General features: G+C 34.2%; 12 protein-coding genes and 1 pseudogene. 9 read left to right on the top strand and 4 right to left on the bottom strand.

Annotated elements, in window-relative coordinates:
• Together NAT51_RS16075 and NAT51_RS16070 are read left to right on the top strand one after the other, a co-directional pair.
• Positions 1–226, top strand: a pseudogene (locus NAT51_RS16075) (IS110 family transposase); the annotation flags it as partial.
• A 149-nt stretch (positions 227–375) separates the two neighbouring features.
• Positions 376–828 carry a hypothetical protein gene (locus NAT51_RS16070; RefSeq protein WP_250600469.1) on the top strand — a complete coding sequence of 151 codons (453 nt, stop codon included), beginning with the start codon at positions 376–378 and terminating at the stop codon, positions 826–828.
• A 235-nt stretch (positions 829–1063) separates the two neighbouring features.
• Here NAT51_RS16070 and NAT51_RS16065 read toward each other — a convergent pair whose 3' ends face one another.
• From NAT51_RS16065 to NAT51_RS16055, 3 genes are all read right to left on the bottom strand, one after another.
• Positions 1064–2248, bottom strand: a complete 1185-nt coding sequence (locus tag NAT51_RS16065) for an IS3 family transposase (RefSeq protein WP_250600468.1) — start codon at positions 2246–2248, stop codon at positions 1064–1066.
• Positions 2249–2327: 79 nt separating this feature from the next.
• The gene (locus NAT51_RS16060; protein WP_250600466.1) at positions 2328–3524 is read right to left on the bottom strand and encodes an IS3 family transposase; all 1197 of its coding nucleotides are present in this window, start codon (positions 3522–3524) and stop codon (positions 2328–2330) included.
• 117 nt (positions 3525–3641) lie between these two features.
• On the bottom strand, positions 3642–4055 hold the full coding sequence (locus NAT51_RS16055) for a hypothetical protein (RefSeq protein WP_250600464.1): 414 nt from the start codon (positions 4053–4055) through the stop codon (positions 3642–3644).
• Positions 4056–4266: 211 nt separating this feature from the next.
• Between NAT51_RS16055 and NAT51_RS16050 the strand changes: the two genes are divergently transcribed.
• A complete protein-coding gene (locus NAT51_RS16050) occupies positions 4267–5148 on the top strand; it encodes a hypothetical protein (protein WP_250600462.1) in 882 nt (293 codons plus the stop codon).
• Here the strand turns inward: NAT51_RS16050 and NAT51_RS16045 are convergent.
• Positions 5145–5681: a hypothetical protein gene (locus NAT51_RS16045; protein ID WP_250600460.1), complete on the bottom strand. Its 537-nt coding sequence runs from the start codon at positions 5679–5681 to the stop codon at positions 5145–5147. The genes NAT51_RS16050 and NAT51_RS16045 overlap by 4 nt on opposite strands.
• 232 nt (positions 5682–5913) lie before the next feature.
• Between NAT51_RS16045 and hsdR the strand changes: the two genes are divergently transcribed.
• The 6 genes from hsdR to NAT51_RS16015 all read left to right on the top strand — a co-directional run bounded on the left by hsdR (position 5914) and on the right by NAT51_RS16015 (position 15561).
• Positions 5914–9129 (top strand): type I restriction-modification system endonuclease, encoded by a 3216-nt coding sequence (hsdR, locus tag NAT51_RS16040; RefSeq protein WP_250600458.1) that lies wholly within the window; start codon positions 5914–5916, stop codon positions 9127–9129.
• A gap of 211 nt (positions 9130–9340) precedes the next feature.
• Entirely contained in the window at positions 9341–9649 is a 309-nt protein-coding gene (locus NAT51_RS16035; RefSeq protein ID WP_250600456.1) for a GIY-YIG nuclease family protein, read from the top strand.
• Positions 9650–9929: 280 nt separating this feature from the next.
• The gene (locus NAT51_RS16030) at positions 9930–11390 is read left to right on the top strand and encodes a class I SAM-dependent DNA methyltransferase (RefSeq protein WP_250600454.1); all 1461 of its coding nucleotides are present in this window, start codon (positions 9930–9932) and stop codon (positions 11388–11390) included.
• Entirely contained in the window at positions 11390–12988 is a 1599-nt protein-coding gene (locus NAT51_RS16025; protein WP_250600452.1) for a restriction endonuclease subunit S, read from the top strand. The genes NAT51_RS16030 and NAT51_RS16025 overlap by 1 nt, the downstream gene beginning before the upstream one ends.
• Positions 12985–14478: an AAA family ATPase gene (locus tag NAT51_RS16020; RefSeq protein WP_250600450.1), complete on the top strand. Its 1494-nt coding sequence runs from the start codon at positions 12985–12987 to the stop codon at positions 14476–14478. The genes NAT51_RS16025 and NAT51_RS16020 overlap by 4 nt, the downstream gene beginning before the upstream one ends.
• Positions 14479–15561 carry a hypothetical protein gene (locus tag NAT51_RS16015; protein ID WP_250600448.1) on the top strand — a complete coding sequence of 361 codons (1083 nt, stop codon included), beginning with the start codon at positions 14479–14481 and terminating at the stop codon, positions 15559–15561. It begins immediately after the preceding gene.
• Positions 15562–15569 lie beyond the last annotated feature (8 nt).

Here is a 15569-nt window from a genome sequence, read left to right as displayed (position 1 = left end):
AGTGAGTAATATGGCTGATAAAAAGATGAAATCGCTATTACAAATGTGTGCTTTATCTGCAATTAAATATGACCCGCAGCTTAAAGAATATTATAATAACAAGAAAGAACAAGGCAAAAATGGCATGTTAGTTTTAAACAATATAAGATGCAAAATTATAAGTAGGGTTTTCTCTGTGGTTAGCAGACAAACTCCGTTTGTAGATATCTATAAATTTGCATCTTAATTGTTTAATTAAAGTTGTTTTTTATCATAGAATGCGCTATCGGGTTAAAAAAACTTACAGATATGATAATGAAAGATTTTATCCTCCGACAAGTAAATAAATTGATACTATTTATTTTACTATTTTGTTTCTCGTGTTCATCTACAAAGATGAATGGTAGTAAGTCAATAGTTACTTCTTTAGATGATTATATTGAGTCTTACAGGTTGCATAATTTTGAAGAAGAATTGAAAGTGATAATGGTAAGTTCCAAGTTTGAAAATGGGGTAATGAAATATATTATTAATGATGCTCCTAGAAAAGTTTTCTTAGGCGACGTAAATAAATTTAGAAAGAATGCTAATTCTTCTGTTTTTATGGGTTCATATAATAATGTTTTGTGTGAAATTAAAAGTGATAATTTGCAAAAGTATCAATATGTTTTTAGTAATTTGAGTAAAAGTATAATTGAAGAATCAAATCAGGCTGGAACCATAAAAGGCAGTGATGGTAAAACTCATAATCTTGATACTTCATTGATGAATTGGACCCCTAGATTGATAATTATTTATAATGTTACAGAGAACACTAAAGAAATAATTGTTGGCAATGTATCAAATTAGGACAGGTAATGGGTAATGTTTCAGATGTGTTGATAGCCTGTTTTTAGCTAATGGGTAATGTATCAGATGTGTTGGTAACCTATTTTTGGCTAATAACTATTTTGAAAATCAGGTGACGAACACGAAAAAGATACTCCAAAAGCTATCTTTTTAGCATAAAAAGAAAGATAAAATCCCAGTCATGACGACTGGGATTTTTGTTAGGGAGACTAATACAAAAAAGATAATACAAAAACTATTTTTTTAATGATTCATGAAACTCATCAATCGTCATATTGCCCAAAGCACTGTGTCTTCTGACTTTGTTGTAATAGTTTTCGATGTAATCGTAGATTGATGCTTCTGCCTGTTTTTTGGTCTTATACACATTTTCATTGATCAGTTCCAATTTCAGAATACTAAAAAAACTTTCTGCCACTGCATTGTCCCACATATTCCCTTTCCTGCTCATGCTCTGGATAATTGAAGGATGCCTCTTTAATGCAAAGGTAAACTCATTACAGGCATACTGTGCTCCTCTGTCTGAATGAAAAATTAATGGATATTTTCCTATAGGTCTTCTGGAAACCGCCATTTTAAAAGCTACTAAAGTTGTTTTTTGTGCCGCCATTCCCTCACTTAATGCCCAGCCAATTATTTTCCGGTCAAATAAATCGATGATGACAGTAAGGAATAACCAATCCCGGTATCCGCCCATACGGACATACGTAATATCAGATACCCATACTTCATTGTACCGGGACGGTTTAAATTGCTGACTAAGTTTATTTTCCCGAACCGGATAGTGATGTCTGGAATTTGTCGTAATAATATATCGCTTCTCTCTTATCACTTTTAAACCAGCTTCTTTCATATAATTACGAACCAATTCCTGAGAGATTTTAAATCCGGCTGCCTGAAGTTCAAAAGCAATCCTTTGGTCCCCATGCCTTCCTTTATGCTCATAAAATACTCTTTTTATTTCCTGCATCACCACTCTTTTATTTTCTTTCCGGGTTGAAACCGGGTTGAGGCACCACCTGCAATAATTACATTGATGAACTTTAAATACCCTGCACATAAGTGCAATGGGATATTTGGATTTATTCTGACGAATAAATTCATATTTTTCAATTGTTGTTCTTAAAAGGAATTCTTTTCCTTTTCGGAGTATCTGCAGCTCTAATTTGGTCTCTTTAAGTGCTTTCCTGGTTACATTAAATTTATGTTCCAGTTTTCGGTAGGCCAGACTTTTTTCAATTACAACAATGGTTAGCTTGCCGCCAATTAAGTTTCCTTTACGGTACATCGCCTTCCAATTATATAATGTCATTTCCGAAATATTCAACTCCAGGGCAACAAGTCTTATACTCTCTTTCTGGTGGCACAATTTTATTGCATTGAGCTTAATTTCCAATGGGTACTCATCATGATAATTCATATACTAAAATACATAAACATTGTGTCATCCTGTTTTCATTTAAAACTGTTGGATTTGTACAATTAGAGAAAAAAAACAATCAAAAATTTTTCAATCCACTAAGCTCATGAAACTCTGTAATGGTTTTATTATCTAAAGCAATATGCCTTCTGGTTTTGTTGTAATAATTTTCGATGTAATCGTAGATCGATGCTTCTGCCTGTTCTTTGGTTTTATACACATTTTTATTGATCAATTCCAATTTCAGGATACTAAAAAAACTACCGGTAACGGCCTTATCCCAAAGATTCTTCTTCCTGTTCATACTTTGGACAATAAATGTATTCTTTCTTAATAATGACGTAAATTCATTACAAGCATATTGTGCTCCCCCGTCCGAATGGAAAATCAAGGGAGCGCCTTCTTTCAACGGCCGGTCACGTTCCGCTTTTTCAAAAGCCAGAATGGTGGTGTCTTTCGTTTTCATGCTCTCACTAAGGGACCAACCAATTATTTTCCGGTCAAATAAATCAATGATGACAGTAAGGAATAACCAGTCACGGTATCCGCCCATCCGGACATACATAATATCAGAAACCCATATTTCATTGTAATGGGACACCTTATGCCATTGCATCAGTTTGTTTTCTGCAACCGGATACAAATGTTTGGGAGTTGTCGTGATACTATACCTCCCCTCTCCTATCACTTTTAAACCGGCTTCTTTCATATAACGACAAGCAGTAACCTGTGAGATCTTATAACCTTGCTTTTGCAATTCAACGGCAATCCTCCTGCTGCCATATCTTCCCTGATGTTCATTAAACACTTTTTTTATTTCCTGAATCATTACGCTTTTATATTCTTTCCGGATTGATACCGGATCACGGCACCATCTGTGGTAATTTGAGGCACAAATTTCAAATGCCCTGCACATAACTGCAACGGAGTATCTGGATTTATTCTGATAGATAAATTCATATTTTTCAGCTGTTGTTTTTAAAAGATACTCTTTTCCTTTTCTGAGTATGCGCAGTTCTAATCTAGCCTCTTTAAGTTCTTCTTGGGCTACTTTAAATTTATGCTCCAGTTTTCGGTAGGCCGGCTTTTTTTTAATTTTGACAATGGGTGGTTTGCCGCCTATCAAATCTCCTTTATTGTACATCTTCTTCCAAAAATGTATTGTTGTTCTCGGGATGTTCAACTCCGTGGCAATAAGACTTACATTCTCTTTCTGATGCCAAAGTTGTATTGCTTTAAGTCTTATTTCCAATGGATATTTATGTGGATATTGCATATACTAAGGTACGCAATCATTCTATCATCCCGGTTCATTTTAACCTCTTGGATTGGTAAAATTATCGGGCATAAAAAAGAGTGCCGTGAAGCACTCTTTTCCTTTTAAAAAACTAAATTAAACCGCTAAACTTGCTTTGTGGGCGATTACTCCAGCAATGAAAGTATCGATTTCGGCCAACTCCTTAGTCGTTCGCTCTAAATCCAATTCTTTCTCCAGCAAGGCCACTGAACCATAACTATCCTTGCGGTTTTCCAACAAGAATTTTTTGTAATCCAGTCGCACTTTACGTTTTAATTCAGCTTCTTTTGCCGGTCCTTCCGGCAAAACCCCAATTACCGTTTCCACTGCAGCGATCTCAGCCAGTACTCCTTGGAGTACAGCATCAATTTCTACCGAAGTAGTGCTGTAGTTAACAGTTAATCTCTCGTCAGCAATCTTTCTGAATGCTAAATCGGCTCTCTCTTTCTGAGCCCAGTTTACTAATACATCACAATCTGCTGTTGATGTAATTTTAGAAAATGAATACATAAGCGTACATTTTTTGATTAATACTATTTTTCTTACTTCCAAAGTGCGTGCCAGAAATCTTAAAAAAAATCAAAAAAATTCATTTTTACTGAAAAATACCGGGTTTAGGTGAGGCGCTTCTCCCCTGAATTAATGAGCGTTACGAGGTTTTAAAAGATTTTCTAAATCAAAAACTATAGCTTACATTTATACTCATTATACAATCCACCACATGAACCGCATCATTTTATTCTCCGGAATACTTTTACTTGTTTTCAATTCCTCCTGCCAGGATATACCACAAAAAGAAAAAACGGTTGCCAACCCAAAAGACAGCATCCAATTGGCCCATGAAAAAGAAGAACGGGAAAGAGTAATAGCCCAAAAAGAAAGACTCGAAGAAGAAAGGAAAGACAGTCTGTACATGGTTAAATTTTTAAATGATGTGTTACAAAAAGTGAATGGCTATGAAGGTAAAAGCATCTTCACTGAAAACTATACCGTAGCAGAAACCGACAACACCTATCAGATTAAAGTCAAAATATCCAGCGGTTTTTTCTTCTCGAAAAATAGTCCGCATCTCATCATCAGAAGAAACACACCTAATGATGCCTACATTGATGTCTTTTCCAAAACCGGTAAAGAATACAAAAAAGTCCTTTCCCATAAACAATGGTTGATGACCTATACGGGTGATACCCTGCAGGATATTAACGGAGACGGTTTGAAGGACTTTGTAGTGAATTGGTATGGTTCCAGCGGTTGCTGCCTGAAAGGTTTCAGCAATGTTTATTTACAACGCAAGGACCAAAAAAGTTTCAGTCAAGGCTTTGAATTCATCAACCCTACCTTTTCACCCAAAGAAGGGATGATAAGGGGAATATGTTACGGGCATCCGGGAGAAACCGAAATGTATAAATACAAATGGAACGGTGAACAGGTTGATACCATCGAATATGTTTCCTATCAAAGAAATACCAAAGGAAAAACGGGTAAAGTAATGGTATCCAAAGACCGTTTCGGAAAAAGCCCGGACGCTAAAATCCGGAACACCGTCCCGAAGGAATACACTAAAATAAAAGAATACAATTGGTTTACCGGCAAAGGATATTAAACTGCCGGTTCTCCCCTTTTGCTTTTCAAAACCAGATCCATGGCTTTATAGTGTTGTTTGAGGGTTGCTGATCGTAATTGAAATTTCTCGAGTTGGCCATTGTATTTTTTAAACATGGCCAGTGCTTTCACTTTGATTACCTCCCCCATTCCGTGTGTTAATCCCTCCGGGGTTTGCGTTTCCAGATAAGCAGCCAACCGCAAAGCAGCAAGGTTTTCATTGCGCAGTCTTTGGACTTCTTTTATTTTTTTGCCCAATACCAGCATTTTGTATTGAGTCGTTTCCATTTCTTTTTGGATGGCTTTCCTGCTTTGCTCTTCTTCTTCCCTGAGTACGCTTTGCAATTCTTTGCTCTGAAACTTTGGCTGTTGGATATACTCCATCATATTCCCAAGCTCCAACATGGCATGTACCGGCAGACTTCTTTGTCCTAATTCATACATCGACCATTGCGTGCGCGTCACGCCGAGTAACACGGCAATGTCTTCCTGTGGGATCCCCAATACACTTTTAAAATTTTCTTTTGCTTTCATGTTTTGTTTTTCAATTGATTGCCAAACGAATACAAAAATGCTGCCATTCTCAATTTGTGGCAAAAAGAAAATCAAAAATGGATTTGCCACAACTATTGTGGCAATTTGGTTTTTGAAAATGAAATTGCCACAATTCTTTTTTTTATTTATTGGGGTAAATTCAGTATTTATGGGGATTGTGGGTGTGGGGGAAAATTGGTATGTTTGGGGAACTAACTGAAATAACAATTCAATGCCTTCAAAGTTCTATTTTTTAGAAAATGACTACAGAGAACTTTTTACAATCTGTGAATTAGCAGAACAGCTATATTTCATTGATCCTAGTTCTTCATTAGCTAAATCAAGATTACTTTCTGAAAAATTATCCCTTCTTATTTGGCAATTTGAAAATTTAGAGGACTTTGACGGAACTCAAGTTGAAAGGGTTAATCAACTCTTTTATCAAAATTATATTCCGGAAATTATAAAAGATATTTTTCACACCATTAGGAAATCAGGTAATAAAGCCACTCATGAAGGAAGCAGTACAAGTTCTGAGGCTTTATTTGTTCTGAAGAAAAGTTATCAATTGTGTAAATGGTTTTATGAAACCTATGAAAATACACTTTTAGGAGATTCCGTTTATCAGTTACCGGAAACGACGCAAACAAATGAAGTAGCTGATTTAACTGCGCAATTAGAAAAATTATCCAAAGAGATTACTGACTACAAATTAAAAATAGATCAACTCAATCAATCACCTGAACTTGTAACAGAAAGAAAAGAACGATCAGTCCGTGTGGCTAATAACATCCATTTAGATGAGTCGGAAACCCGCAAAATGATTATTGACAAACAACTTAGTGATGCTGGTTGGGAATGTGATACTACTTTGCTTAATTATAAAAAAAATAAAACGCTACCTGAAAAAGGTAAAAACAAAGCCATTGCTGAATGGCCTTGTGGAAGCAAATGGGCTGATTATGCCTTGTTTGTGGGAACAGAATTGTATGGTTTTGTTGAAGCTAAAAAGTTTGCTACAGATATTTCTACTGATTTGCATCAATCTAAAGTCTATTCAGAATTAGTTGAAGCTTCAGAAGGAATGTCGCTTTTAGGAGATTGGAAACCTTTTAAAGTTCCTTTTCTGTTTTCTACCAATGGTAGAGCTTATCTGGAGCAAATAAAAACGAAAAGTGGCATCTGGTTTTTAGATATCCGCAATCCCAAAAACAGAGCCGAAGCTTTACGCGGTTGGTTTTCACCAGAAGGATTGGTTGATTTGTATAAAAGAAATAATGAGGTGGCCAATACTCGTTTGCAGACCAGTGAATATGACTATTTACGAGATAAAACAGGTTTAGGACTTCGCTATTATCAAATTGATGCTATTAAAGCAGTTGAAGATAAAATCATTAATAATCCTAATGACAAACGTTCGCTTTTGGTCATGGCAACCGGTACAGGAAAAACACGTACAGTCATTGGATTGGTTTACCGACTTATTAAATCGAATCGCTTTAAAAGAGTTTTATTCTTAACAGACCGTCGTTTACTTGCGACTCAAGCTTTAGGAAACTTTAAAGACAATAAGGTTGAAGATTTAAATACCTTTTCCAATGTGTACAAAATGGAAGAGCTCAAAACGGCTTTTCCTGATTCTGAAACTCGATTGCATTTTGCTACCGTACAAAGTATGGTAAAACGCTTGTTTTATTCTGAAAACGAAAGCTTACCTATTGATGCTTATGATTGTATCATCATTGATGAAGCGCATCGCGGCTATAACTTAGACAAAGAAATAGACGAAGGAGATTTACAGTTTAAAGACGAGAATGACTATGTAGGGCAATACAAAAAAGTAATCGAATATTTCAATGCTTATATTATTGGTTTAACAGCTACACCAGCTTTACATACCACACAAATATTTGGTAGTCCTGTTCATAATTATTCCTATCGTGAAGCCGTAATTGATGGTTATTTGACTGATCATGAACCGCCCTACATTATTAAAACGAATTTAAGTGAAAATGGAATTCTTTGGGAAAAAGGAGAAAAACCTAAAGCATTTAACCCCGAAACCAATTCTATTGAAGAACTTGCTGAATTAGAAGACGAGTTATTAATTGAAATTGAACAATTCAATAAATTAGTGATTACAGAACCTTTTAACAGAGCCGTTATTAAAGAGTTGGTTAAAAACATTGATCCTGAGGGAGATGAAAAAACTTTAATTTTTGCTGTTAGGGATAGTCATGCTGATTTAATAGTACAATTACTTTTTGAAGAATTTCAGAACGTAGGCATTGATGTGCCACAAGATGCCATTCAAAAAATCACTGGGAATGTGTATGATGTAGAAAATTTGACCAAGCGTTTTAAAAACGAAAAGTTCCCCAATATTGTAGTAACCGTCGATTTATTGACTACTGGTATTGATGTCCCTCAAATTACCAATTTAGTTTTCTTACGTCGTGTACGCTCCCGTATTTTGTTTGAGCAAATGCTAGGACGTGCCACTCGTTTGTGTCCTGATATCAATAAGCAATTCTTCAAGATTTATGATGCGGTACGCGTGTATGAAGCCCTAGAGGATTTTACTCAAATGAAGACGGTTTCTAATCCTTCAATCTCCTTTCAAAAATTAATTGAAGAATTAGAATATATTGACACTCCGGAACGTGCCCGTAAACAATTGGAACAAATTGTAGCCAAATTGCAACGTAAAAAGAAGCAAATTAACAATGGCCAGCTGGAGCAGTTCATGTATTTTGCTAAAGGAGATACACCAGAAGAATTTATTGAAAATTTATTGGCTGTTGAAAACGATGCGGTAAAAAAAGTATTGGCCAATTATACAACGCTTTGGGATTTTCTAGATAAAAAAGTGTATCAACCTAAAATGCAATTGGTTTCCGAACATTATGATGAAGTTATTGAGATAGAACGTGGTTACGGAAAAGCTTCTAAGCCGGAAGATTATATTGAAGATTTTAAAAAATTTATCGAAAACAACTGCAATCAGATTTTAGCCATTCAAACGATTTGCACCAAACCTTCAGAGTTGGATCGTAAATCTCTGAAAGAATTAAAGTTGCTTTTAGATCAGGAAGGTTACAATGAATTAACCCTCAATGCAGCTTGGAAAAATGCCAAAAACCAAAACATTGCGGCCGATATCATTTCGTATATTCGCACCCTTGCTTTGGACACAGTTTTAGTAAGCCACGATGACCGTATTAAAAATGCCATTGCCAAAGTGAAAGCCATGAAAAACTGGAATACCCATCAGTTGAAATGGATTGACCGCTTTGAAAAACAATTGTTACACGAAGATATTTTTGATAAAGAATATATCAATGAAACCTTTAAACAAGAGGGAGGATTACAGCGTATTCAAAAGATTTTTAACAACGAATTAGATGAAGTTATTCAATTGTTGAATGACAACTTATATACGGCATAGTTCACAGTCTGTAGACACCCTGTTGTCATTCCGACGAAGGAGGAAACTTGATCCCTCCTGCGTCGGGATGACAAGACAGCCTCGGGATGACAAAAAATGAGGAGTAAAAAAGGAGATGCTTCCTTCGTCAGCATGACAACTAAGCGCAACGTTGTCTTTCCGACGCAAGGAGGAAACTAAAGAAAGAGAATTAATAATTATACACGCCAAAATGCATGAGTTTAAAGAAGGTTATCATACGTACTATGTTTACATTATTACAAATAAAAATAAAACCGTTTTGTACATAGGAGTAACTAATAATTTAAGATTACGTCTAGAACAACATCAAGAGAATATCGTTACTAAAAAGAATACTTTTGCTTCCCGCTATAATGTTTGTTTTTTAGTACATTATGAAAAGTTTGCTTGGATACAAGAAGCTATAGCAAGAGAAAAAGAGTTAAAAGGCTGGCGAAGAGAGAAGAAAATGGAGTTGATAAAAAGTAGGAATCCTGAAATGGAGTTTTTAGAATTATAGTTGAGATGCTTCCGAAGCTTGTGCTGAAGAAATGAAGTATCAGCATGACAAAGGGAGAGATGCTTCCTAACGTCAGCATGACAAAAATGTGCAGAATGTATTGACACACTGCTTGTCATTCCGACGAAGGAGGAAACTAAAAGAATTGCGAAAAAGGTTGAGATCCCTCGTTCCTCGGGATGACAAAGAATGAGGAATTAAAAAGAGATCCCTCCTGCGTCGGGATGACAAGAGAAGTAGGATGACAAGAGGCAGAATAAAAAATAATAAATACAATAAAATGAGTGCACAGGAAATTGCGAACAAACTATGGAATTTATGTAACGTATTGCGTGACGATGGGGTAACCTACCACCAATACCTGAATGAGTTAACCTATATCTTGTTTTTAAAATTGAGTGAAGTAAAAGGATTTGATGAGCATATTCCTCAGGAATACCAATGGAAGTATTTCGTAAATGAAAACGACAATGCCGAAGCCTTTGCAAAATACCGTGAGTTTTTGGCTACGGTTAGCGATAAAACGACTAGCTCTAGTATTAAGGAAATTTATAGTAATGCTTCTACCAGTTTACGCAAACCCGTAAATTTCCGCTCGTTGGTTACTGCTATCGATCAACTAGATTGGTACGAGGAAAATGACCGTGATGTAATGGGAGACATCTACGAGAGTTTGTTAGAGAAAAACGCAGGTGAAAAGAAAAGCGGTGCCGGGCAGTATTTTACTCCACGACCATTGATAAATATTATGATCGATTTGATGGTACCTAAATTAGGCGAACGTTGGACCGATCCCGCTTGTGGTACCTTTGGTTTTATGATTTCTGCCGACCATTATTTGAGAAGCAAGAATGACAATTACTACGACCTCAGCGAAAAAGACCGTCAGTTTCAAATCAATGAAGCATTCTCGGGAGTAGAATTAGTGCCCGATGCACACCGTTTAGCGTTGATGAATGCACGTTTACACGGAATGGAAAGCACCATTCATTTGGGCGATACCTTAACCGAGTTTGGTAAAACGCTAAAAGATTTTGATGGCGTATTGGCCAATCCACCTTTCGGAACCAAACAAGGAGGAGAACGACCAACCCGTGACGATTTTACCTTTCCAACTAGCAACAAGCAATTAAACTTCTTGCAGCACATTTACCGTTCCTTAAAAAAAGACGGAAAAGCCAGAGCGGCAGTAGTCTTACCCGATAACGTATTGTTTGAAGACGGTGACGGACAAAAGATACGTCGTGACTTAATGGACAAATGTAATCTACATACCATTTTACGTTTACCTACCGGTATTTTTTATGCCGCTGGAGTAAAAACCAATGTCTTGTTTTTTACCCGCGAAAAAACCGAAACAAACAACACCCAAAACGTGTGGTTTTACGATATGCGTACCAATGCGCCGAGTTACGGAAAACGTACCCCATTTACCGAAAAAGCCTTCGAAGATTTTGTATTAGCCTACACCGGCGGTATTCCGTTCGATAAGGTAGAACAGGATTACAATGGATTGGTAGACGATGCCAAGCGTAAAGCCGTTAAGGACGAACGTTGGAACTGTATTTCACGTGCCGAAATCGAAAAGAAAAACTACAGTTTAGACCTGGGCTTGATTGCCGACAGCTCATTAACCAATAGCGACGATTTAGGTGAACCGATAGACATTGCCAAAGCGGCCTTGTTAGAATTGGATGCCATTACTAGGGAATTAAATGCAATGATTAAAGAATTACAGTAATGGAGAATACATTGCCGAAGAATTGGGTTGAAACTGAACTTAATCAGATAATTTCATATGTAATTGGAGGAGATTGGGGAAAAGATACCGATTTTATTGATACCGATTTTGTTGAGGTCATTTGCATTAGAGGAAGTGAAATAAAAAATTGGTCAAGAGATAAAGGAAAAACGGCTTCACTACGTAAAATAAAAAAAAGTAGTCTTTCAAATAGACAATTAATAAAAGGTGATATTTTATTAGAGATTTCAGGAGGAGGACCAGATCAACCAGTTGGAAGAACTGTTTTAATTGATGGTGATGTTTTAAATTTCGAAACTCATTTACCAAAAGTTTGTACCAACTTTTTAAGACTAGTTAGAATATACGAAAACATAAATAGTAAATTAATAAATCACTATTTGCAATATTTTTATAATTCTGGTGAAATTACAAAATACCAAGGAGGGAGTAATAATCTAAGAAACTTAAAATATAAAGATTATGAGACAATATCGATTCCTCTCCCACCACTAGCCGAGCAAAACCGGATCGTTGAAAAATTAGACACCTTGTTTGCCCAACTGGAAACCATCAAAACCAGTATGGCCAAAGTACCGGAGTTATTGAAAAACTTTCGCCAGCAAGTCCTAGAAAAGGAATATAAAATCAACGCTGAAAAAATAGAGTTAAATGATGTTTGCTTAAAGATTCAAGATGGTGCACATCATTCGCCAAAAGTCACTTACGAGACTCAATTAGAGAATACATTTCTATATATAACATCTAAGAATATTAGAAATAATTATATGAAATTAGATAATGTGCAATACGTCGATTTCGAATTTCATAATACTATTTATCCAAGATGTACACCTGAGATTGGAGATGTTTTATTAACTAAAGATGGTGCAAATACAGGAAATGTTACTTTAAATGAACTAGATGTTCCCTTTAGTTTATTATCAAGCGTATGTTTGATTAAAACAAATAAAGAAAAATTAATTCCAGCCTATTTAAAATATTATTTTCAATCTAATGATGGATTTAACGAGTTGATTGGTGAAATGACAGGTACAGCTATAAAAAGAATTGTGCTAAAAAAGATAAAAGCAACAAAAATCCCGCTACCAGCGACTAATAAACAACAAGAAATCGTTTCACGTGTAGAAAGTTTGTTTGCCAAGGCCGATGCCATCGAAAAGCAATACGAATCCCTAAAAGCTAAAATAGATACGCTACCACAGGCTATTTTGCACAAAGCCTTTAAAGGAGAGCTTACCCAGCAACTAGATAGTGATGGAGATGCTAGGGAGTTGTTGCGGGAGATAAATGAGCTGAAAAACTCAAGAAGTATTCAAATTAAAAATAATATTAAAGGTAAATCAATACCAAAAAAACAAAAAAATGACAGGAATAAGCATCTTGTAGATAGCATTAAAAAAATACTTAAAGAAAAAGCTACAGGTATTTCATATAAAGAGTTAATTACAAAATTATATGATAGTAATGAAGAAGATTTAATAAATGATATTATTCAGCAGTTATTAATCAATAATATTATTTCTCAAGAATTTAATATTGAACAAAAACAAATGTTAATCAAAATAAATCAATGAATCTATTAAGTGTTAATTTGTTAAGTGATAAATTTAAGTCATTAAATAAATTTGAAAAACCAATTTTATTTGATGAGTCGCCATTAAATACTTTTGACCCTATTTGTTTGGTAGGTTTAAATGGAAGTGGTAAATCTCATTTTATGGAATTAATAGCAGAGTGTTTTATGCTATCTGAATACTATGGAGTGAATAAAAAATTTCCTTCTTTTGAAAATGTTCCGTTACTATTCGAAATAGAATACTCACTTAATGCTAGTGGTTCATCAATTTACATTAAAATTGCGAGAACAAAGGCTAATTTAATAATTCAATCCGTAAAGTATGATATTGATGAAGAATATGTTGAGATAGCTTTCACTAATAATTTATTGCCAAAAAAAATAATAGGTTATTCATCAGGTTTGAATGAAACATTAAGTTCTCCATTTTCTCAATTATTGGATGATTTTTCCTCAAAAATAAGTAATGCTGCTAAAAAAGAAGAACTATATCATGATATTGTAGAGCCTATTAGAATGATATATTTAGAATCAAGTACAAATTTACTTTTGGTTATCACAAATCTAATATATTTTCAAAAAGAATCAGTACTAACAAAGTATACTAAATTAAAGAGGCTTAAAAGCTTTAAAATTGAGATTAATAAAGATATTAAAGTTAAAGTAAAAACAAATGCTCAATTAGACGGAATAATAGAAGATTTAGTTAAGTGTTCATTTGTTCCAAGAATTAATAAAGAAGAAACTCTTTATACATTAAGTTATTCCGTTAACGAGACACTTGAAACTGCTTTAAATAATGTTTTTGGAAAACCAATGCTCTTTTTTGATAGCTTACTAATGTTGAATCATTTAAATTATTTAGCTGTTACAAAAAAGTATAATACTTGGATGAAAAACAAAAGGAAAGAGGGACATATAATTAAAGCTCCAACGATACCTGACGATGAAAAATTTTTTAAAATAACAGATATTGTTTTTGAAAATATTGATGGTGTAGAAATCAATTATGAAGGTTTAAGTGATGGAGAACATCAGTTAATACAAACTCTTGGAACATTAAATTTGATTGATGAACCAGATACTTTATTTTTATATGATGAACCAGATACACACTATAACCCTGAATGGAGAAGTCATTTATTTTCGGAATATAGTAATCTTTGTAAATCACGAAATCAGGAGATAATAGTAACAACACATTCACCATTTATTGTGTCATCTGTTAGGAGTAATATGGTCTATCATTTTGAGCGTGACAGAACTCCATTAATAGATAAACCTACATTTGAGACTTTTGGATGCGCGATAAATATTATTTTAAAAAGGCTTTTTAAAAATACAACTTTAATACCTCAACTACCTTTTGATGAAATGAAGGAACTCGCCGAAAAAGATTTAGAATCAATTTTAGAATCAATTGATAATTATGGTGAGTCAAATGTTAAAGCTTTATTGTATAAAAAAATAAATGAATTAGAGAAATAAATGCTATTCCCACTACAACAAGTTGATACAAATCTTCAGCTAATAGAAGAAATACCAAATGCGTTTTTTAACAATATTGTTGACGCTGATGTTTTTGGTTATGAATTATTCCCAGCTTGGTTTCAAGAATATTACGGTAACAGACAAGATGGATTATATCAAAAAGCAAATAATTTATTCCAAATTATAAAAAACTCTGGTAGAGAATTAGAAATTGTAAACGGATATTGGGAATCACTACAAATTAATCAGCATTGTTTGAGTGTAGATACATTGCTTTTTTATTGTGAGGATATTAGTATTGAACTATTCACAGCTGCAAAAAAATATTTTCATCATTTATATAAAACATTAGATTATGATTGGTTCACAGATTATTCAAATACAGATATTATTAAATATATAATTGAATTTAAAAAAAGTAATAGAGTTTTTTTATGTCCAATTTGTGGTAATGAGACTATAACTTCAAATCGGTTTGAAGCAAGAGCAGCTTTAGACCACTGGTTTTGTAAAGCTAAATATCCTTTTAGTTCAGTAAGTTGGGATAATTTATTCCCTCTAGGTGAAGGATGTAATAGACCTCCTATTAAAGGAGAGAACGAAATTGTTTGGTCTGAAAATGAAAGAGTTAATAGACAAATATTTTTCTATCCTTTTAATTGGTTAGGGAATATGCAAATCGAATTTGAATGTATTGAAGAACCGTCTATTGATAATCCAACTAGCGGCTCATGGAGATTTAACTTTATTGGAATTGATGAGACTCATCAAATATTAATTAATAAATGGGATGCTTTTTTTAGAGTAAATGATAGATGGATAAACGAAACTCTTGATGTTTTTATTGAAACATGGACCCAAACATTTGCTGAATACTTAGTCCTAGAAATAAATATTGAAGAATTTGAGTTAAAATATAATGAAAAGCTTTTATCATTTAGGAACTCAAAAAACAAATTTAATATTTATCCTAACCATAGAGTAGAATGGTTCTTCTTAAACTTTTTAATTAATGAAGCTACTCCAGAATTGTATAATGGATATAAAACAATGGTTAAAAAACATATAGAAAATAATTAAAAAAGTAA

This window comes from Flavobacterium amniphilum (assembly GCF_023634845.1).
In the GTDB taxonomy this organism is placed as follows: domain Bacteria; phylum Bacteroidota; class Bacteroidia; order Flavobacteriales; family Flavobacteriaceae; genus Flavobacterium; species Flavobacterium amniphilum.
Note: the sequence above shows the minus strand (reverse complement) of the source record. Positions and strands in the feature narration are given on the sequence as shown.

What these genes read in the sequence shown, in the direction of transcription:
- NAT51_RS16070 (WP_250600469.1), top strand. Translation starts at nt 376, where the DNA reads ATGAATGGTAGTAAGTCAATAGTTACTTCTTTAGATGATTATATTGAG.
- NAT51_RS16025 (WP_250600452.1), top strand. Translation starts at nt 11,390, where the DNA reads ATGGAGAATACATTGCCGAAGAATTGGGTTGAAACTGAACTTAATCAG.
- NAT51_RS16035 (WP_250600456.1), top strand. Translation starts at nt 9,341, where the DNA reads ATGCATGAGTTTAAAGAAGGTTATCATACGTACTATGTTTACATTATT.
- hsdR (WP_250600458.1), top strand. Translation starts at nt 5,914, where the DNA reads ATGCCTTCAAAGTTCTATTTTTTAGAAAATGACTACAGAGAACTTTTT.
- NAT51_RS16065 (WP_250600468.1), bottom strand. Translation starts at nt 2,248, where the DNA reads ATGAATTATCATGATGAGTACCCATTGGAAATTAAGCTCAATGCAATA.
- NAT51_RS16045 (WP_250600460.1), bottom strand. Translation starts at nt 5,681, where the DNA reads ATGAAAGCAAAAGAAAATTTTAAAAGTGTATTGGGGATCCCACAGGAA.
- NAT51_RS16055 (WP_250600464.1), bottom strand. Translation starts at nt 4,055, where the DNA reads ATGTATTCATTTTCTAAAATTACATCAACAGCAGATTGTGATGTATTA.
- NAT51_RS16050 (WP_250600462.1), top strand. Translation starts at nt 4,267, where the DNA reads ATGAACCGCATCATTTTATTCTCCGGAATACTTTTACTTGTTTTCAAT.
- NAT51_RS16020 (WP_250600450.1), top strand. Translation starts at nt 12,985, where the DNA reads ATGAATCTATTAAGTGTTAATTTGTTAAGTGATAAATTTAAGTCATTA.
- NAT51_RS16030 (WP_250600454.1), top strand. Translation starts at nt 9,930, where the DNA reads ATGAGTGCACAGGAAATTGCGAACAAACTATGGAATTTATGTAACGTA.
- NAT51_RS16015 (WP_250600448.1), top strand. Translation starts at nt 14,479, where the DNA reads ATGCTATTCCCACTACAACAAGTTGATACAAATCTTCAGCTAATAGAA.
- NAT51_RS16060 (WP_250600466.1), bottom strand. Translation starts at nt 3,524, where the DNA reads ATGCAATATCCACATAAATATCCATTGGAAATAAGACTTAAAGCAATA.